The sequence below is a fragment of the Pseudomonas sp. IT-P44 genome, from assembly GCF_949768225.1.
GTDB lineage: Bacteria > Pseudomonadota > Gammaproteobacteria > Pseudomonadales > Pseudomonadaceae > Aquipseudomonas > Aquipseudomonas migulae.
Window position 1 is genome coordinate 49904 of sequence record NZ_CATKQM010000014.1, and the last position, 19132, is coordinate 69035.

Below are 19132 nucleotides of genomic sequence, written 5' to 3' on the forward strand. Positions count from 1 at the left end.
GTTGCGGCCTTCGCGGGCAAGTCGGACCGCCGCACCGCTCGCTCCTACAGGTTCACCATTGACCCTGTAGGAGCGAGGCTTGCCCGCGAAGGCGTCCGCTCAAACGACAAAGAATTACTTGCCTAGCTTCCTCAACTCATCCGACTCGACAATCCGTATCCCATCCTGTTCTTCCAGCGCCAGTCGCCACATCGCCCTGGCCAGTTGGCAAGCTTCGATGCCACGGTATTTGCCGGGGATCAAGCGGGACAACGGACCGGCGACCTGCTCGGCCAGGCGCGGTTCGAGGCGCTCACCCAGCAACACCGAAGGTCGACAAATGGTCAGCTGTGGCCAGTTTTGTGCGCGCAATGCGTACTCCATCTCGCCTTTGACCCGGTTGTAGAAAACCGAGGATCTGCGATCGGCCCCCAGGGCGCTGATAACGATCAAGTGTCGCGCACCCATTTCCCGCGCCCGTTTGGCGAAGGCCACTACCATGTCGAGGTCGACCGCGCGGAACGCCGCTTCCGAGCCGGCCTGTTTGATCGTGGTGCCGAGGCAGCAGTAGGCGATGTCGACGCGACCGCTAAGTTGCGGCAGGAACATCGCCGGGTCGCCGACCGGGTTTTCCAGATGCGGATGCTCGGCCAGCGGCCGACGTGAGGGGGCCAATACGCGCGTGATCGTGGGCTCGTTGAGCAGGCGATCAAGCAAGTGTTCACCGGTTAACCCGGTAGCTCCGGCAAGCAATACGTGCTGAGGCGTCAAGTACATAATATGTCCCCCTTGATACTGATCAGCTTAGTTGCTCTTTGCGTCCTTGCTGTCGATAGAGACACTTTGTAGCGCTTTTCGTGCCTGCTGTTTGCGTAATAGCTGCCAATGGGAGAGAACGGTTTTCGGCGCCCAGATTTGCGGTTCAGAGGCTTCGAAACTGTCCGCCAATTCACGCTCGGCCACGGAGGCCTTGGCCAGCTTGAAGGCTTGTTCCAGGTCGTCGGTCTGGTTCAGGGCCTGGGCGAACAGCGCGTCGCCGAAGTAGGTGAAGTTGGCTTCTTCCGAGCACCCGAAGGACACGCGGTCGGCGCGCGACGCGGTCATGATCAGGGTGCGTTCGTCCTTCAGGGCGGGGATGAAACCACCGGAGTAGCAAGACGAAATCACGATGATCTTGTCGCGGTTTTTCAGCGGGGCGAGCACGGCGCCGAGTTCGTTGGCCGGCAGGTCGGACAGCTCCATGCGTGGCTGGTCGAGCACCAGTTCGTGCTCGCTGGTGCCGTGGCTGGTCAGGTAGATGAAGATCAGGTCTTCCGGGCCGCTACGCTCGGCCAGCGTCAGCGCCGCACGGCGCAGGTTTTCCCGGGTGGCCATCGGCCGGTCGACGAGGTGGTCGCGATGGTTCACCAGGCGGATCTGGCCAAACGCACCGAAACGGCTGGTGAGCATGTTGCTGACATAATCGGATTCACGCAGGAACACGCTCTGCTTGCCGTCACCGCCGACGGTCAAGGTGTACAACTCGATCGCCGGGGTCGAAGCCGGCACATTGGCCAGCGCGTCTTCGAGCAAGCGGCCCTGGGCCAGCAAGCCGAGTTCAAGGCTGTCGGGCAACAGCTTGCCGTCGGCATCGCGTACTCGCTGACCATTGGCCCACGTGCCGCTCTGCACGGTGCCATCGGTCAGCACCAGCGTGCCGCGTCCCTGATAATTGTCGCCGTCGAACTGGCCGATGTAGAAGCTGCCATCTGAAAGGTTCAGTCGGCCCTGACCGGTGAAGCGCCAGTCGCTGAACTGGCCGATGTAGTGGCTGCCGTCGGCGCCGATCAACTCGCCTTTGCCATTCAGCGAGCCTTCCTTGAACTGGCCGAGCCAGACATCACCGTCGGCGTTTTCGTAGCGGCCCTTGCCGTGCAGTTGGTTGTTCTTGAAGCTGCCGACGTAAATGTCGCCTTCAGCGCTGTTGAATGTCCCGTTGCCTTCCAGCTGACCGTCCTTGAAATGCCCGGTGAACTGATTGCCGCTGGCGTCGCCACGCTGGCCTTCGCCGTTGGGTTTGCCGTGGGCGAACTGACCTTGATACGAGCTGCCGTCTTCGAGTTCCAGACGGCCGAGCCCCGAATATTGATCGGCCTTGAATTCGCCGCGGTAGGTCATGCCGTTTTCTTTGAGAGTGCCTTCGCCTTCGCGCCGACCCGCCTTGAAGCCGCCGGTGTAGCTGCTGCCGCTGGTGGTCAGCGTGCCCTGGCCGTCGAACAGCCCCAGGTTGAAATTGCCGCGATACAGCTCGCCGTTGCTGCCGTGCCATTCGCCCTGGCCGTGCCACTGGCCCTTGTCGAAACTGCCGGCGTACCAGCTGCCGTTCGGGTAATCGACTCGACCCTGGCCTTGCAGCAATCCGTTGACCAGGTCACCGCGATAGCGGCCGCCGTCCGGCAGGCGCGCATCGGGCGGCAACAGCGATTCGCTGTCGCCACAAGCGGTGAGCATCAGGGTCAAGGCAATGAGTGCAAGTGAGCGCATAGCGGGATCCGGGCAATTAGGCGACCGAGTATGCCGCAGCTCTATGACTGAGATATAGAGAGAGGTCGCGAAACAGCGTGAGCTGCTTCGCATCCGGGAGCGTTTACACGAAGCAGAGCGACAGTGGCTCGGCGATATAGGCCGGTTTTTCCGAACCTTCGATCTCGAGCGTGGCGGTGGCCTTGAGCAGCCATTGGCCGGGCTTCTTCTCGGTGACTTCGGTCAGATCGACCTTGAGGCGCACTTTCGAATTGACCTTGACCGGCTGAATGAACCGCACGCTGTCGAGGCCGTAATTGACCACCATCTTCAAGCCTTCAGGCAGGATGAGGATGTCTTCCATCAGTTTCGGGATCAGCGACAGCGACAGGAAACCGTGGGCAATGGTGCTGCCAAATGGCGTTTGCGCGGCTTTGACCGGGTCGACGTGGATGAACTGATAGTCTCCAGTGGCTTCGGCGAACAGGTTGATGCGCTCCTGATCGATAGTTAGCCATTCGGAACGTCCAAGTTCCTTGCCGACATAATCTTTGAGCTCTGCAACTGGAACATAGGGCATTGAGACTCTCCTTGGGTTCATCGGTTTTATAGTTTTGAGGTGGAGGGATTTGACCTCCCGGATTACCACTTTAGATCAACATGGCAAATTGCTCCGGTCAACTGACCATGCTTTTGGCGAATGCCGGTCTATAGCGTTGGCATGCTTATAATGCCGGGCGCGATTTTTCGGGGGAGAGGACGGATGTTGTTACGTGGCCTGACCTGGCTGGTGTTGTTCCAATTGCTGGGCACCGCCATCAACCATTTGTTTTTGCCGGTGCTGCCGGGGCCGATCATTGGCCTGCTGCTTCTGCTGGTGTTCCTGATCAGCCGTGGCCAGGTCGGCGAACCGTTGAGCCTGGCGGCCGGCAGCCTGTTGCGTTACCTGCCATTGCTGCTGGTGCCGCCGGCCGTGGGCGTGATGGTTTACGCCAAGGACATTGCCGCGGACTTCTGGGCCATCGTCGGCGCACTGGTGTTGTCGCTGCTGCTGTCCATGGCGTTCGCCGGTGTGCTGATGCAGCGCATGGTCAAACGCCACGCGCACCGCGAGGACTCGCAATGATCTTCGACTGGCAGGGCGCCTGGGTGTCGGTGATTCATCATCCGTTGTTCGGCATCGGCATCACCCTCGGCGCCTATCAGCTGGTGTTGGCGGCGTTCGAGAAAACCCGCTGGATTTTTCTGCAGCCGGTGCTGGTCTCCATGCTGTTGGTCATTGGCGTGCTGGTCGGCTGCGGCCTGACCTACGCCGAGTACCGCAAGAGCACCGAGATCCTCAGTATTTTGCTCGGCCCTGCCACCGTTGCGCTGGCCGTGCCGCTTTACCTCAACCTGCGGCGGATTCGGCAGTTGTTCTGGCCGATATTTACTACGCTGGTGATAGGTGGCGTGATTGCCACCGGCATGGGCGTGTTGCTGGGGTGGTCGTTTGGTGCCGAGCACATGATCCTGATGACCATGGCGCCGAAGTCGGTGACCTCGCCGATTGCCATGCTGGTGGCCGAACAGATCGGCGGCGTCGCGGCGCTGGCGGCGGTTTTTGTGTTGATCACCGGCGTGATCGGGGCGATCTTTGGGCCGAGCCTGCTGAACCGGCTCGGCGTCCACAGCCCCGAGGCGCGCGGCATGGCGCTGGGCATGACCGCCCATGCGGTGGGCACGGCCGTGGCGATGCAGGAAAGTGAAGAATGCGGCGCCTTCGCGGCGCTGGCGATGAGTCTGATGGGCGTGGCCACGGCGGTGTTCCTGCCGTTGGCGGTGTCGATGGTGGTGTAAGGAAATGTCTATGAGCTTGCCGCTTTTCCCGCTGAATACGGTGCTGTTTCCGGGCTGCATCCTCGACTTGCAGATCTTCGAGGCGCGCTACCTGGACATGATTGGTCGCTGCATGAAACAGGGCGGCGGCTTCGGCGTGGTGTGCATTCTTGAGGGTGAGGAGGTCGGCATCGCCCCGTCAGGTTATGCGCTGGTCGGGTGTGAGGCGCTGATCACCGATTTCAAGCAGCAGGACAATGGCCTGCTGGGCATTCGGGTGCAGGGCGGGCGGCGTTTTCACGTGTTGCGCACCGAGGTTCAGCGCGATCAGTTGACCGTCGCCGAGGTCGAGTGGCTGGAAGACGAACCGGAGCAACCCTTGCAGGATGAGGATGCCGACCTCGTCGCACTGCTCAAGGCCCTGGCCGAACACCCGATGGTCGAAGCGCTGAACATGGGCACCGAAGCGACCGGGCAACAGTCGCTGGCCAATCAGTTGGCGTACCTGCTGCCATTCGCCGAGGTGGACAAGATCGACCTGCTGCAACTCGATGATCCGCAGCAACGACTGGATGCGATCCAGGCGCTGCTCGATGAATTGCAGGGTGAGTTGTTCGCTTGAGAGCGAAGGGCTAATGAACGCATTTGGTAGCAGTTTGGGCCTCAGGCCAGCATTGTCGGAAGCAACGGATACGCATAGTTTCAAGTCTGCCCACAGGAAGTGGGTTCACACTTGAAAAGGAAGATGCAGATGGATTCCGACGCAACACAAAAACAGGCTATCTGGGATCAATGCGCCGTTGAGGTCATGCTGGTCGTGCTGAAGAGTCAACAGCGATTCAACTATGAAGTCGCTGCTCAGGCTGCCGCCGATGCCGCGGATGCGCTGATCGAAAAACGCGAAGCTCGACGTACTTGAACAATTTCGCTGGATAAAAAAGCCCGAGCAATGCTCGGGCTTTTTGTGTTCGATCAATAGGCATACCGCAACATTGCGTGCGGTAAATGCCGCAACGCGAAGAAGCCGAATAACACCACCATCGCCGGCAACACCAGCCACCAGACTTTGGGTGGCATGGCGTTGAGCGGCGTCTGGCGCTGACTCAACCCCAGGCTCGCCGCACACACGCACGCCGCCAGCATGGCGCCGGCCAGCACATCCGTTGGCCAGTGCGCGCCCAGGTACACGCGTGACAAGGCAATCGCCAGCGCCGGCAGGCAGCCCAGCAGCAACCAGGTCAGGCGCATCCTTGGCGGTTGTCCGCGACCGGCCAGCACGGCGAGCGTCAGAAACAGCGCGAAAGAGCCCGAGGCATGGCCGCTGGGCATGCTGTAGCTGGTAAGCGGGTCGCTCAGGACTTCCGGGCGCAACCGGGCGAAAAAGTGTTTGGTGAGCGTATTGCCTAGTGCGGTGACGAGCAGCGTGCTGCCGGCGAAAATCGCCTGGCGCCATTGCCGGGTCAGCAGCAGCAAAACGGTGAGCAGGGCGCTGAACAGGAGCATGTTGCGGAACTCGCCGATCAGCGTGAAAGTCACGGCGACTTCATCGAGCATCGGGCTGCGGTGTTCCTGCACCAGGGTCATCAAGCCCTGGTCGAGAGCGGTGAGGTGCGGGTAGCCGATAAACAATCCGGCCAGAATCAACAAGCTCATGCTGGCGATCAGTATCGTGGCCTTGCGATGACGGCGCAGGCTGCTGGTTGCGCTCAGGCCGACCATCACGGCGATGCTGCCGGCGACGATCCCGGCCTCAGGCCAGAAACCTTCCGGTAATGGCAAGCGAATCGCCGCGCCCGTGGCCCAGCCGGGCAGCAGGTAGGCGACGCTCCAGCCGGCAGTGGCCAGCAGGCTGACGGCGACGAAGCGCGGGAACGGCATGTCGAACATCCCGGCGACCATCGGCAGCATCGGCCTTAGTGGCCCGATGAATCGTCCGACCAGCAGGCTGGCGATGCCATAGCGCTGGAAGTAAGCCTCGGCACCGGCGATCCACTCCGGGTGATGGCGCAGGCCGGGCAGGCGCCGGATGTTCTGATGGAAATGTCGCCCAACAAAGTAGGAAACGATATCGCCCAGCACGCCGGCAACGAATCCCAGCAGCAAGGTTTCGCTCAACGACAGTGCACCGCTGCCGGCCAGCACGGCGACGGCAAACAGCAACACCGTGCCGGGTACGATCAGTCCGGCAATCGCCAGGCATTCCACGAAGGCCACGATGAACACCGCCGCAGCCAGCCATTGCGGGTTGACCGTCAGCCATCCGGTCACGCTATCGAGCCATGGGCCCATAAAAACAACTCCATTGAATAATCAATTGGCCTCAAGGGCCGAACACAATCTTCAAAACACTACAGGCCCTTGTAGGAGCAAGCTTGCTCGCGATGGCGGAGTGTCAGGCAACATCTGCTTCGACTGTCAGACCACTATCGCGAGCAAGCTTGCTCCTACAAGGGATTTTCATTGTTCAAGTGAGCAAAAAATAATCGCGACCTTCGACCTGCCCCCGTCGCAGCGGGTTTCGCGTGCAATACGGCGCGTAAGCTGCATCGACGAAGCGGTACATCAAATGTTCATCGCGCCCATGGGGAATACCCAGGCGTGTGGTTTGAATGATGTGACCCGGCGCCGGGCCGACATCCTCCACCAGCAGCACTTCATGATCAAAACGCTTGGCGTCCCAGACCGGCACCTTCAAACCCAGCGCCTTGCACAACAGCGTTTGCCCGGCACAGAGTTTTTGCGACGGGCGAGGGCGGCCCTGGGCGTCGGGATTGTTCAGCAGCATCTGCGCCAGGCTTGCCGGGCCGCTCAACTCATCGACCCACGGATAAGCGGACTTAATCAAAACCGCATTGCCCGGACCTTGAGCGCTGAAATTCAGGGAGTCGCCGCCCCGGGCGTAATACATATAAATGTGGCCGCCATCCAGAAACAAAGCCTTACGCTTTTCTGTGTAGCCGAGAGAGGCATGGCTGCCTTTTTCTTCGAAGTAATAGGCCTCGGTCTCGATGATCCGGGCGCTGAGCCACAGTTCACCGACCCGATGCCGGATGACTTTGCCAAGTAAATCCCGGGCCAGCGTTTGCGCATCCCGGTCGAAAAATGCGTCCGGGAGCCCGGTGGGCAGGCCCGCAGCGGTCGCACGAACAGTCAGGTTGGACATGATGAACGGCATTTATCAAAGCTGATTGAGTCGTGATGATAACAATTTGCAGCTTAATCACGGCTGAACGTCGGCAAATTGCCCTCCATTTCGACCATCCGCCCGTCACCGCTGTTAGTCAGGGGACGCGACAGCTATAATCTGCCGCTTTCATCTTTGCCAAGATCACAGCAGACAATGACTGAGTCCGTTCTCGACTACATGACCCGCCTGGGTCGCGCCGCCCGTGAAGCGTCGCGCATCATCGGCCGTGCCAGCACCGCGCAGAAAAACCGCGCCTTGCAGGCGGCTGCCAATGCGCTGGATGCCGCGCGTGCCGAGCTGACGGCCGCCAATGAGCTGGATCTGGCGGCTGGTCGAGCCAATGGCCTGGAACCTGCGCTGCTGGAACGTCTGGCGCTGACACCGGAGCGTATCGACGGCATGATCGTCGGTCTGCGTCAGGTTGCAGCGTTGCCGGACCCGGTCGGCGCCATTCGCGACATGAGCTTCCGTCCGTCGGGGATTCAGGTCGGCAAGATGCGTGTGCCGCTGGGCGTGATCGGGATCATTTACGAATCCCGGCCCAACGTGACCATCGACGCCGCCAGCCTGTGCCTGAAGTCCGGCAACGCGACCATCCTGCGCGGCGGTTCCGAAGCGATTCATTCCAACCGTGCCATCGCCGCCTGCATTCAACGCGGCCTGGCCGAAGCCGATCTGCCGGCCGCCGTGGTTCAAGTGGTCGAAACCACCGACCGTGCCGCCGTTGGCGCGCTGATCACCATGCCTGAATACGTCGACGTCATCGTGCCCCGTGGCGGCCGTGGCCTGATCGAACGCGTCAGCCGTGATGCGCGCGTGCCGGTGATCAAGCATCTGGACGGTATCTGCCACGTTTACGTCAGTGCCCACGCCGATCTGCCGAAGGCCCAGCGTATTGCCTTCAATGCCAAGACTTACCGTTATGGCATTTGCGGTGCGATGGAGACGTTGTTGGTGGATCAAACCGTTGCCAAAGATTTCCTGCCTTCGATAGCTGCCCAGTTCCGCGAAAAAGGCGTTGAGCTGCGGGGGTGCGAGCGCACTCGGGCGATCATTGAGGCCGCAGTGGCCACTGAAGAAGACTGGCACACCGAGTACCTGGCGCCGATCCTCTCGATCCGCGTGGTCGACGGGCTGGACCAGGCCATCGAGCACATTAATAAGTACGGCTCCCATCACACCGATTCGATCGTCAGCGAAAACCTTGCGGACACCCGGCGTTTCGTCGCGGAAGTCGATTCGTCGTCGGTGATGATCAACACCCCGACCTGCTTCGCTGATGGCTTCGAATACGGATTGGGTGCCGAGATTGGCATTTCTACTGATAAGCTGCACGCCCGCGGCCCGGTGGGTCTCGAAGGTCTGACCTGCGAGAAGTACATCGTGGTCGGTGATGGCCAGTTGCGCGGCCAGGCGTCGGTCTGACTTGGGCGACCTTAATCCGTCGGCCCCGGCAACCACCAGCGAACCTGCGCCTCGACGTATCGGCATGCTGGGCGGGACGTTCGACCCGGTGCACATCGGCCATTTGCGCGGTGCACTGGAAGTCGCCGAAGCGCTGGCGCTCGACGAGTTACGCCTGACACCGAGTGCCAGGCCGCCTCATCGCGGTACGCCGCAGGTGTCGGCGAAGGACCGTCTGGCGATGGTCGAATGCGCGGTGGCCGGTGTGGCGCCGTTGGTGGTGGACGCTCGCGAATTGCAGCGGGACAAGCCGTCCTACACCATCGACACCCTGGAACTGATGCGTGCCGAACTGGCTGCTGAAGACCAGGTTTTTCTACTTTTGGGCTGGGACGCATTTTGCGGCCTGCCCACTTGGCACCGCTGGGAAGAGTTGCTCCAGCATTGCCACATCCTGGTGCTGCAACGCCCGGATGCCGACAGCGAACCGCCGGATGCCTTGCGCAACCTGCTGGCAGCGCGCTCGGTGAGCGACCCGCTGGCCCTTAAAGGGCCGAGCGGACAGATTGCATTCGTCTGGCAGACGCCGCTCGCGGTATCCGCCACCCAGATCCGTCAACTGCTGGCCAGCGGTAAGTCGGTACGTTTCCTGGTGCCCGACGCGGTCCTGGCCTACATCGATGCGCACGGACTTTACCGTGCGTCGAACTGAAAAAGGGTGCGCTTCAAGGCACGTGAATGCGTGTAGCGAAGCGCCCGAACATACGAGCAAAACGAGTTTTATATGACTGACAAAGACGTAGCTAAAGTAAAGCGCAAAGGCACATTCAAGAGCGCCCCGCTGCCAGTAGAAGCGCCAACCGGCCCTGAGCTGGCTGGCGAAGCGCTGGTCAAGGTTGCCGTGGCAGCCCTGGAAGACGTGAAGGCCCAGGACATCCAGGTCATCGACGTTCGTGAAAAGCAGAGCATCACTGACTTCATGATCATCGCTACCGGTACGTCCAACCGCCAGATCGGCGCCATGCTGGACAAGGTCCGCGAAGCCGTCAAAGCCCAGGGCGTCAAGCCTTTGGGTGAAGAAGGCAAGGGCGACAGCGACTGGGTCCTGCTGGATATGGACGATGTCATCGTGCACATGATGACCGCCTCGGCTCGCCAGTTCTACGACCTGGAGCGCCTGTGGGCCGGTGCAGAGCAGAGCCGTTCGGCCAGCGCTGCGCATCACAGCCCGGAAAACACCCACGAGCATTTCACCAAGCTCAACAAAGACCAGCTGTAAGGGATTGCTGTGCGACTGCGACTGATCGCCGTCGGTTCACGCATGCCCAAGTGGGTGGAAGAAGGCTGGCATGAATATGCCAAGCGTCTTCCGTCCGAGCTGGCGCTGGAACTGGTGGAAATACCGCTCAACACCCGTGGCAAGAACGCCGACGTGGCACGCTTCATCCGTCAGGAAGGCGAAGCCATGCTGGCCAAGGTCGGGCCGAACGAGCGCGTTGTCACCCTCGAAGTCCACGGCAAGCCCTGGAGTACCGAGCAGTTGGCGGTCGAGCTCGATCGCTGGCGGCTGGACTCGCGCACGGTGAATTTCATGGTCGGCGGCCCCGAAGGGCTGGCGCCGGAAGTGTGTGCGCGGGCCGATCAGCGCTGGTCGTTGTCACCGTTGACGTTGCCGCACCCGCTGGTGCGGATTCTGATCGGCGAACAGCTGTACCGTGCCTGGACAGTTCTGTCCGGTCACCCTTACCACAAGTAGTTCTGCCTCATGTCCCAGCCGATCCGCATCAAGGACCACGAAAAAGACGCCCGTCTGGTGCGTGGCCGCGTCGTGTTCGGGGCTATTGCAGTGGTGGTGCTGATCGGCGTGCTGATCGCTCGCCTGTATTTCCTCCAGGTGATCCAGTACGAGTACCACTCGACCCTGTCGGAAAACAACCGCGTCCATGTGCAGCCGATTCCGCCGACCCGCGGATTGATCTTCGACCGCAATGGTGTGGTGGTGGCCGACAACCGGCCCAGCTTCAGCCTGAGCATGACCCGCGAGCGTTCCGGCGACTGGCAGCAAGTGCTCGACGTGATCGTCGAAGTGCTGGAGCTGACGCCCGAGGATCGGGTGATCTTCGAGAAACGCATGCGCCAGGGGCGTCGGCCATTCGAGCCGGTGCCGATCCTGTTCGAGCTGACCGAAGAGCAGATCGCCCGCATTGCCGTGAACCAGTTCCGCCTCCCGGGTGTGGAAGTGGTTGCGCAGTTGGTGCGGCATTACCCGCAGGGCGCGCACTTTGCGCACTCGGTGGGTTACATGGGGCGGATCAACGAGAAAGAGCTGAAGTCTCTCGATCCGGTCAATTACAGCGGCACCCACCACATCGGCAAGACCGGCATCGAGCGTTTCTACGAGCCCGAGTTGCATGGCCAGGTGGGTTACGAAGAAGTCGAAACCAACGCACGAGGCCGCGTTTTGCGGGTGCTCAAGCGTACCGATCCGATTCCCGGCAAGGACATCGTCCTGAGTCTGGACATCAAGTTGCAGGAAGCGGCCGAAGCGGCACTCGGCGGTCGCCGTGGTGCGGTGGTCGCGCTGGACCCGAAAACCGGCGAAGTGCTGGCAATGGTCAGTCAGCCGAGTTTCGACCCGAACCTGTTTGTGACCGGCATCAGCTTCAAGGCTTATTCCGAACTGCGTGATTCCATCGACCGGCCGTTGTTCAATCGCGTGCTGCGTGGTCTTTACCCACCGGGTTCGACCATCAAGCCCGCGGTGGCCATTGCGGGCCTGGACTCGGGCGTTGTCACCGCGTCGACCCGGGTCTTCGACCCCGGCTACTACATGCTGCCCAATTACGATCACAAGTATCGCAACTGGAACCGTACCGGTGACGGCTACGTCGATCTGGACACGGCGATCATGCGGTCCAACGACACCTACTTCTATGACCTGGCCCACAAGCTGGGGATTGATCGCTTGTCGGCCTACATGGGCAAGTTCGGCATCGGCCAAAAGGTCTCGCTGGACATGTTCGAAGAGTCGCCGGGGCTGATGCCGTCCCGTGAGTGGAAGCGCGCGACCCGGCGCCAGGCCTGGTTCCCGGGTGAAACGCTGATTCTCGGGATCGGTCAGGGCTACATGCAATCCACGCCGCTGCAACTGGCCCAGGCCACGGCGCTGGTGGCCAACAAAGGCGTGTGGAACCGTCCGCACCTGGCCAAGACCGTCGAAGGCGAGCGGCCGAAGGATGACAATCCGATGCCGGACATCATCCTGCGCGATCCGTCCGACTGGACCCGGGTCAACCACGGCATGCAGCAAGTGATGCACGGTGCGCGCGGTACGGCGCGCAAGGCTTCGATCGGCGCGCAATACCGGATCGCCGGCAAAAGTGGTACCGCCCAGGTGGTCGCGATCAAGCAGGGCGAGAAGTACGACCGCTCGAAGGTTCAGGAACGTCATCGCGACCACGCCTTGTTTGTCGGCTTCGCGCCGGCCGACGACCCGAAAATCGTGGTGTCGGTGATGGTCGAGAACGGCGAGTCCGGTTCCGGTGTCGCCGCGCCTGTGGTGCGTCAAGTCATGGACGCCTGGCTCCTCGACCAGGACGGCCGACTGAAAGCCGAATACGCCAGCCCTATCAGTGCGGAGGCTACGGCCCGTGAAGAGTAATTTCGATCGCATCCTCTCCAGCGAGGATGTGATGCGTCGCCGTGCGACGCTGTTGCAACGCATGCACATCGACGGTCCGTTGCTGATCCTGCTGCTGACCCTCGCCGCCGGCAGCCTGTTCGTGCTGTATTCGGCCAGCGGCAAGAGCTGGGACCTGCTGGCCAAGCAAGCTACTTCTTTCGGCATCGGCCTGGTGTCAATGATCGTCATCGCCCAGTTCGAGCCACGCTTCATGGCCCGTTGGGTGCCGGTCGCTTATGTCGTCGGCGTGCTGTTGCTGGTGGTGGTGGACGTCATGGGCCACAACGCCATGGGCGCCACGCGCTGGATCAACATTCCGGGGGTGATCCGCTTCCAGCCTTCGGAGTTCATGAAGATCCTGATGCCGGCGACCATCGCCTGGTACTTGTCCAAGCGCACCTTGCCGCCGCAGCTCAAGCATGTGGGCGTCAGTCTGTTCCTGATCGGTTTGCCGTTCATTCTGATCGTGCGTCAGCCCGACCTCGGCACTTCGCTGTTGATCCTGGCGGGTGGGGCATTCGTTTTGTTCATGGGCGGGCTGCGCTGGCGCTGGATCATCAGCGTACTGGCCGCCGCCGTGCCGGTGGCCGTGGGGATGTGGTTTTTCATCATGCACGACTACCAGAAGCAACGAATCCTGACGTTCCTCGACCCGGAAAGCGATCCACTGGGCACCGGCTGGAACATCATTCAGTCAAAAGCCGCCATCGGTTCCGGCGGCGTGTTCGGCAAGGGTTGGCTGCTGGGCACGCAATCGCACCTCGACTTCCTGCCGGAAAGCCACACCGACTTCATTATTGCGGTGATGGGTGAAGAGTTCGGCCTGGTGGGCATCTGCGCACTGCTGCTGATTTACCTGCTGTTGATCGGTCGCGGGCTGGTGATTACCGCCCAGGCCCAGACATTGTTCGGCAAACTGCTCGCGGGCGCCCTGACCATGACGTTTTTTGTTTACGTTTTCGTCAACATCGGTATGGTCAGTGGCCTGTTGCCGGTTGTAGGGGTGCCGTTGCCGTTCATTAGCTACGGAGGAACTTCGCTGGTAACGCTGCTGTCAGCGTTTGGGGTTTTGATGTCGATCCATACCCATCGCAAGTGGATCGCACAGGTTTGAATAAGGTGAAGATTTCAATGCAAGTAATGCGTGGCTGGGCGACTCGATACGCGCCATGGGTCGGCCTGGTAAGCATCCTTGGCACAGCGCAGGACGCGTTGGCCGGCGATTACGAAGGCTCACCCCAGGTGGCCGGCTTCGTCGGTGAAATGACCCGCGACTACGGTTTTGCCGGTGAACAGCTGATGGGCGTGTTCCGCGAAGCCGAGCGCAAACAGTCGATTCTGGACGCGATCTCCAAGCCCGCCGAACGGGTCAAACAGTGGAAAGAATATCGTCCGATGTTCATCACCGACGCGCGCATCGCACGCGGCGTGGATTTCTGGCGGCAGCACGAGGCGGTGCTCGCCCGTGCCGAGCAGGAATATGGCGTGCCGGCCCAGGTGATTGTCTCGATCATCGGCGTTGAGACCTTTTTCGGTCGAAATACCGGCAATTACCGGGTAATCGACGCCTTGTCGACCCTGGGTTTCGACTATCCTCCCCGTGCTGAATTCTTCCGCAAGGAATTGCGTGAATTCCTGTTGCTGGCCCGGGAAGAGCAGGTCGATCCATTGACCCTCAAAGGCTCCTACGCCGGGGCGATGGGCTTGCCGCAGTTCATGCCGAGCAGCTTTCGCGCCTATGCGGTGGATTTCGACGGTGACGGCCACATTAATATCTGGACCAATCCGGACGATGCCATCGGCAGCGTCGCCAGTTATTTCAAGCGTCACGGCTGGGTGGCCGGCGAACCGGTGGTCAGCCGCGCCGATGTGCGTGGCGATCAGGTCGACGAAGGTTTGACCACCGGCATCGAACCGACTAAAACCGTCGGGGAGTTGCGGGCTCTAGGGTGGTCAAGTCATGATGCGCTGCGCGATGATATGCCGGTCACGGCATTCCGCCTGGAAGGTGACAATGGCCCTGAATACTGGATGGGCCTGACGAATTTTTACGCAATCACGCGTTATAACCGCAGCGTGATGTACGCCATGGCAGTACATCAACTGTCTGAACAGCTGGTCCAAGCACGGGGCGTCAAGTAATGCGGGCATTGCCTATGAATAAACCCCTGAAGCTGATGGCATTCGCCGCGTTGGCAGTGCTGGTCGCCAGTTGTTCGACCAGCCGCGCACCGTCACAGAAATCATCCACCGCCGTGCGCTCGGCGCCGGGGCTGGACATCAACCGCGCCCACAAAGATGGCGCACCGTGGTGGGACGTCGACGTATCGCGCATCCCGGATGCCACGCCGACCCTGCACACCGGGCCTTACAAAGCCAACCCATACACCGTGCTGGGCAAGACTTACTTCCCGCTGCAAGAATCCAAGACCTACGTCGCCTCGGGCACGGCGTCCTGGTACGGCACCAAGTTCCACGGCCAGAACACCGCCAATGGCGAGGTTTACGACCTGTATGGCATGAGCGCCGCTCACAAGACCTTGCCACTGCCGAGTTACGTTCGGGTGACCAACCTGGACAACAACAAGTCAGTGATTTTGCGGGTCAACGATCGCGGGCCGTTTTACTCGGATCGCATCATCGACTTGTCCTACGCTGCCGCGAAGAAACTCGGCTACGCCGAAACCGGCACCGCACGGGTCAAGGTCGAAGGCATCGACCCGCAGCAATGGTGGGCGGCCAAAGGCCGTCCGGCGCCTTTGATGCTCAACGAGCCACAAGTAGCGCAAAATGCCGCGCCGACGATTACCGCATCGGCCGGCACGGTCGAGCAATGGACGCCGCCGCCGCAGCAACACGCCGCGGCCGTTGTGCCCGTGCAGATCGATGCAAAAAAAAACGCTTCTGTACCAGCCTCTGGCCAGTATCTGCAGGTGGGCGCGTTCGCCAACCCGGACGCTGCAGAACTCCTGAGATCGAAGCTCAGCGGGATGGTGAGCGCTCCGGTGTTCATCAGCTCGATCGTGCGTAATCAACAGACACTGCATCGGGTGCGCCTGGGGCCGATCGGCTCGCCGGGTGAAATCCAGCAAGTGCAGAACAGCGTGCGCCTGGCCAATCTCGGTTCGCCGAGCGTGGTCACCGCCGAGTAATACGTAGTACTTGATTGACGGTTCACTTGCGGTTTTGAGGGGTGAACCTGGTTGTTGGCTCGTTGAAGAACAAAAGCCCGGCAAGGGTACTGAGTGAACGACTGAACACGCGATGGCCCGTCAGAAGGTCATCTAGATTAGTTTTGCCTTCGGGCAGTTTCCATTAGCGATTTCGAGAGACGGATGAACATCACCACCTTTGCCAAACGCCTGTGCCTTCTAGTCCCGCTGCTCCTCTCGCCTGCCGCTTTCGCGGTCGAGATGATGCCGTCGCCGCCACAACTGGCCGCCAAAGCCTATGTGCTCATGGATGCCAGCAGCGGCAACGTGCTGGTCGAGAACAACGGTGACCAGCGTCTGCCGCCAGCCAGCCTGACCAAGCTGATGACCGCGTACATCGCGACCCTGGAAATCCGTCGCGGCCAGATCGGCGAAAACGACCCGGTGACCGTCAGCGAAAACGCCTGGCGCACCGGCGGTTCGCGGATGTTCATCAAGGTCGGTTCGCAAGTGACCGTCAGCGACCTGCTGCACGGCATCATCATTCAGTCGGGTAACGACGCCAGTGTTGCGCTCTCCGAGCACATCGCCGGCAGCGAAGACGCTTTCGCCGACATGATGAACAAAACCGTGGCCGACCTGGGCATGACCAACAGCCACTTCATGAACCCGACCGGTCTGCCGAACCCTGAGCACTACTCGTCGGCTCACGACATGGCTGTGCTGGCTCGCGCGATCATCCACGAAGACCCGGCTCACTATGCGATCTACTCGCAGAAAGAGTTCTTCTGGAACGGCATCAAGCAACCTAACCGTAACCTGCTGCTGTGGCGCGACAAGACGGTCGACGGTCTGAAAACCGGCCACACCGACGAAGCCGGCTACTGCATGGTGTCTTCGGCCGTACGTGATGGCATGCGCCTGATCGCCGTGGTGTTCGGCACCAACAGCGAAGTGGCACGTGCGTCGGAAACCCAGAAGCTGCTGACCTACGGTTTCCGTTTCTTCGAAACCCAGACCTTCTATCAGAAAGGTGCCGAGCTGGCTCAGGCCCCTGTCTGGAAAGGCTCCACCAATCAAGTCAAGGCCGGCCTGGCTGAAGACCTGACCATGACCCTGCCAAAAGGCCAGCTGAAAAAGCTCGCTGCCAGCATGACCATGAACCCGCAACTGGTTGCGCCAATCGCCAAGGGCGACGTGATCGGTAAAGTCGAAGTCAAACTGGACGACAAGGTGGTGCACAGCGCTGACCTGATCGCTCTGGATGGCGTCGAAGAGGGTGGTATCTTCCGTCGCATGTGGGATAGCATCCGTCTATTCTTCTACGGCTTGTTCAACTGAATTAGTGTGCACCTGCATGGTCCCGCGCTCATCCGGCGCGGGGTCATGCCCGTCGCCACGGCTTACGCTTACGAGGCCGTTACGCCATGACCGATACTGAAGTAAAGGCGCCCAAGATCGAATTCCCCAACGTTGATTACCCGGTTAAGGTGATCAGCGATACCGGTGTTGGCAACAAAGACAGGATCATCGAGATCGTCAAGAAACACGCGACGATCAACCATGACCGTGTGGATGAACGCCAAAGCACCAACGGCAAATACACCACGATTCAATTGCACATCGTCGCCACCGACCAGGACCAGCTGTACAACATCAACAGCGAACTGCGGGCTACCGGCTTCGTGCACATGGTGCTGTGATGTCTGGCACGCTGGGCTTTCGCGAGCTCGGCCAGATGGCGTACGAGCCGGTCTGGCATGCCATGCAACGCTTCACCAACGAACGCGGCAGCGATGCCGCGGACGAAATCTGGCTGGTTGAGCACCCACCGGTGTTCACCCAGGGCCAGGCCGGCAAGGCCGAGCACTTGTTGCTGCCGGGGGATATTCCGGTGGTGCAGGTCGATCGCGGTGGTCAGGTGACTTATCACGGTCCCGGCCAGTTGGTCGCCTATCTGTTGCTCGATGTGCGCAAGCTGGGTTTTGGCGTGCGTGACCTGGTCACCCGCATGGAACTCTGCCTGATCGAGCTGCTGGCCAGCTACGGCGTGACGGCTGCGGCCAAGCCGGATGCACCGGGTGTCTACGTCGATGGGGCGAAAATCGCTTCCCTGGGTCTGCGGATCCGCCACGGTTGTTCCTTTCATGGCCTGGCCCTGAACGTGGACATGAACCTGGAACCGTTTCGACGGATTAATCCCTGCGGCTACGCCGGGCTGGCGATGACCCAGCTGAGCGATCACGCAGGATCGATTGAATTTGCCGAGGTAAGTGCCCGGCTGCGCGCGCAGCTCGTCAAACACCTCGACTATGCTGAGCAGACGACCCTAACGGGCGGAATCGACTGATATGACTACTGATGCAGTGCAAACCATGATCCCGACGCTGGATGTCACCGAGCGTCCGGCCCCGCGTGCCAAGGTTGAAGCCGGCGTCAAGCTGCGCGGCGCCGAGAAGGTTGCACGCATCCCGGTAAAGATCATTCCTACCACCGAACTGCCGAAGAAACCTGACTGGATCCGCGTGCGCATCCCGGTTTCCCCGGAAGTCGACCGCATCAAGGCGTTGTTGCGCAAACACAAGCTGCACAGTGTGTGCGAAGAAGCGTCCTGCCCGAACCTGGGCGAGTGCTTCTCCGGCGGCACCGCGACCTTCATGATCATGGGCGACATCTGCACCCGTCGCTGTCCGTTCTGCGACGTTGGCCACGGCCGTCCGAAACCACTGGACGTGAATGAGCCGGAAAGCCTGGCCATTGCCATCGCCGACCTGAAACTGAAATACGTAGTGATCACTTCGGTTGACCGCGACGACCTGCGTGACGGCGGTGCCCAGCACTTTGCCGACTGCATCCGCGAAATCCGCAAGCTGTCGCCGAACGTGCAGCTCGAAACCCTGGTCCCGGATTACCGTGGGCGCATGGACGTGGCGCTGGAAATCACCGCCGCCGAGCCACCGGATGTGTTCAACCACAACCTGGAAACCGTGCCGCGCCTGTACAAGGCTGCGCGTCCGGGTTCGGACTACCAGTGGTCGCTGACCTTGCTGCAACGCTTCAAGCAGATGATGCCGCACATTCCGACCAAGTCCGGCCTGATGCTGGGTCTGGGCGAGACCGACGAAGAAGTCATCGAAGTCATGAAGCGCATGCGCGAGCACGACATCGACATGCTGACCCTCGGCCAGTACCTGCAACCGTCCCGCAGCCACTTGCCGGTGCAACGTTTCGTGCACCCGGACACCTTCGCCTGGTTCGCCGAGGAAGGTTACAAGATGGGCTTCAAGAACGTCGCTTCCGGTCCGTTGGTACGTTCCTCGTACCACGCCGACGAGCAGGCGAAGCTGGTTAAAGCTGAACTGATCTCGTCGTTGTAACAAAACGCCCGCAAGGCTTTTCAGCCTTGCG

21 protein-coding genes are annotated in these 19132 nt (G+C 60.8%); 16 read left to right on the plus strand and 5 right to left on the minus strand.

Translation table 11 applies throughout. The annotated features are described in order from the left end of the window. Nucleotides 1-114: 114 nt before the first annotated feature. The 3 genes from ACM6IO_RS09195 to ACM6IO_RS09205 form a co-directional block, all read right to left on the minus strand. Entirely contained in the window at nucleotides 115-756 is a 642-nt protein-coding gene (locus tag ACM6IO_RS09195; protein ID WP_008042977.1) for an oxidoreductase, read from the minus strand. Between the two features lie 27 nt (nucleotides 757-783). Continuing rightward, nucleotides 784-2502, minus strand: coding sequence for a C13 family peptidase (locus ACM6IO_RS09200; protein ID WP_192228055.1), 1719 nt, complete (start codon nucleotides 2500-2502; stop codon nucleotides 784-786). A 103-nt stretch (nucleotides 2503-2605) separates the two neighbouring features. Then, nucleotides 2606-3061 (minus strand): MaoC family dehydratase, encoded by a 456-nt coding sequence (locus tag ACM6IO_RS09205; protein ID WP_017341009.1) that lies wholly within the window; start codon nucleotides 3059-3061, stop codon nucleotides 2606-2608. Nucleotides 3062-3244: 183 nt separating this feature from the next. Between ACM6IO_RS09205 and ACM6IO_RS09210 the strand changes: the two genes are divergently transcribed. The 4 genes from ACM6IO_RS09210 (at nucleotide 3245) to ACM6IO_RS09225 (ending at nucleotide 5218) form a co-directional block, all read left to right on the plus strand. Further along, on the plus strand, nucleotides 3245-3607 hold the full coding sequence (locus ACM6IO_RS09210) for a CidA/LrgA family protein (protein WP_008044533.1): 363 nt from the start codon (nucleotides 3245-3247) through the stop codon (nucleotides 3605-3607). After that, the gene (locus ACM6IO_RS09215; RefSeq protein ID WP_008035079.1) at nucleotides 3604-4320 is read left to right on the plus strand and encodes an LrgB family protein; all 717 of its coding nucleotides are present in this window, start codon (nucleotides 3604-3606) and stop codon (nucleotides 4318-4320) included. The genes ACM6IO_RS09210 and ACM6IO_RS09215 overlap by 4 nt, the downstream gene beginning before the upstream one ends. Before the next feature lie 10 nt (nucleotides 4321-4330). Next, nucleotides 4331-4921, plus strand: a complete 591-nt coding sequence (locus ACM6IO_RS09220) for an LON peptidase substrate-binding domain-containing protein (protein WP_008035081.1) — start codon at nucleotides 4331-4333, stop codon at nucleotides 4919-4921. Between the two features lie 129 nt (nucleotides 4922-5050). Beyond that, nucleotides 5051-5218, plus strand: a complete 168-nt coding sequence (locus ACM6IO_RS09225; RefSeq protein WP_008044534.1) for a hypothetical protein — start codon at nucleotides 5051-5053, stop codon at nucleotides 5216-5218. 53 nt (nucleotides 5219-5271) lie between these two features. On the opposite strand, the gene ACM6IO_RS09230 is transcribed toward ACM6IO_RS09225, so the two are convergent. Together ACM6IO_RS09230 and ACM6IO_RS09235 are read right to left on the minus strand one after the other, a co-directional pair. Beyond that, nucleotides 5272-6588 (minus strand): bifunctional DedA family/phosphatase PAP2 family protein, encoded by a 1317-nt coding sequence (locus tag ACM6IO_RS09230; protein ID WP_192228054.1) that lies wholly within the window; start codon nucleotides 6586-6588, stop codon nucleotides 5272-5274. A 175-nt stretch (nucleotides 6589-6763) separates the two neighbouring features. Next, entirely contained in the window at nucleotides 6764-7462 is a 699-nt protein-coding gene (locus tag ACM6IO_RS09235) for a DNA-3-methyladenine glycosylase (protein ID WP_032832881.1), read from the minus strand. A gap of 177 nt (nucleotides 7463-7639) precedes the next feature. On the opposite strand from ACM6IO_RS09235, the gene ACM6IO_RS09240 reads away from it, so the two are divergent. From ACM6IO_RS09240 to lipA, 12 genes are all read left to right on the plus strand, one after another. Continuing rightward, nucleotides 7640-8911, plus strand: a complete 1272-nt coding sequence (locus tag ACM6IO_RS09240) for a glutamate-5-semialdehyde dehydrogenase (protein WP_192228053.1) — start codon at nucleotides 7640-7642, stop codon at nucleotides 8909-8911. A 1-nt stretch (nucleotide 8912) separates the two neighbouring features. After that, nucleotides 8913-9602 (plus strand): nicotinate-nucleotide adenylyltransferase, encoded by a 690-nt coding sequence (gene nadD, locus ACM6IO_RS09245; RefSeq protein WP_414911324.1) that lies wholly within the window; start codon nucleotides 8913-8915, stop codon nucleotides 9600-9602. A gap of 72 nt (nucleotides 9603-9674) precedes the next feature. After that, nucleotides 9675-10169 carry a ribosome silencing factor gene (gene rsfS / locus ACM6IO_RS09250; protein WP_008035092.1) on the plus strand — a complete coding sequence of 165 codons (495 nt, stop codon included), beginning with the start codon at nucleotides 9675-9677 and terminating at the stop codon, nucleotides 10167-10169. 9 nt (nucleotides 10170-10178) lie between these two features. Continuing rightward, complete coding sequence (gene rlmH, locus ACM6IO_RS09255; protein WP_007937439.1) at nucleotides 10179-10646, plus strand: 23S rRNA (pseudouridine(1915)-N(3))-methyltransferase RlmH; 468 nt, start codon at nucleotides 10179-10181, stop codon at nucleotides 10644-10646. 9 nt (nucleotides 10647-10655) lie between these two features. Then, nucleotides 10656-12551: a penicillin-binding protein 2 gene (gene mrdA, locus ACM6IO_RS09260; protein ID WP_008035095.1), complete on the plus strand. Its 1896-nt coding sequence runs from the start codon at nucleotides 10656-10658 to the stop codon at nucleotides 12549-12551. Between the two features lie 31 nt (nucleotides 12552-12582). Beyond that, entirely contained in the window at nucleotides 12583-13686 is a 1104-nt protein-coding gene (rodA, locus tag ACM6IO_RS09265) for a rod shape-determining protein RodA (RefSeq protein ID WP_050550375.1), read from the plus strand. A gap of 17 nt (nucleotides 13687-13703) precedes the next feature. After that, nucleotides 13704-14714: a lytic murein transglycosylase B gene (mltB, locus tag ACM6IO_RS09270; protein ID WP_008035098.1), complete on the plus strand. Its 1011-nt coding sequence runs from the start codon at nucleotides 13704-13706 to the stop codon at nucleotides 14712-14714. Next, the gene (locus ACM6IO_RS09275) at nucleotides 14714-15724 is read left to right on the plus strand and encodes a septal ring lytic transglycosylase RlpA family protein (protein WP_008044546.1); all 1011 of its coding nucleotides are present in this window, start codon (nucleotides 14714-14716) and stop codon (nucleotides 15722-15724) included. Before mltB ends, ACM6IO_RS09275 begins: the two co-directional genes overlap by 1 nt. 183 nt (nucleotides 15725-15907) lie before the next feature. Then, nucleotides 15908-17065: a D-alanyl-D-alanine carboxypeptidase family protein gene (locus ACM6IO_RS09280; protein WP_008035100.1), complete on the plus strand. Its 1158-nt coding sequence runs from the start codon at nucleotides 15908-15910 to the stop codon at nucleotides 17063-17065. Nucleotides 17066-17151: 86 nt separating this feature from the next. Further along, nucleotides 17152-17427, plus strand: a complete 276-nt coding sequence (locus tag ACM6IO_RS09285; RefSeq protein WP_008022933.1) for a DUF493 domain-containing protein — start codon at nucleotides 17152-17154, stop codon at nucleotides 17425-17427. Further along, complete coding sequence (gene lipB / locus ACM6IO_RS09290) at nucleotides 17427-18074, plus strand: lipoyl(octanoyl) transferase LipB (RefSeq protein WP_008044547.1); 648 nt, start codon at nucleotides 17427-17429, stop codon at nucleotides 18072-18074. The genes ACM6IO_RS09285 and lipB overlap by 1 nt, the downstream gene beginning before the upstream one ends. A 1-nt stretch (nucleotide 18075) precedes the next feature. Further along, nucleotides 18076-19101: a lipoyl synthase gene (gene lipA, locus ACM6IO_RS09295; RefSeq protein WP_008035102.1), complete on the plus strand. Its 1026-nt coding sequence runs from the start codon at nucleotides 18076-18078 to the stop codon at nucleotides 19099-19101. Nucleotides 19102-19132: the final 31 nt, after the last annotated feature.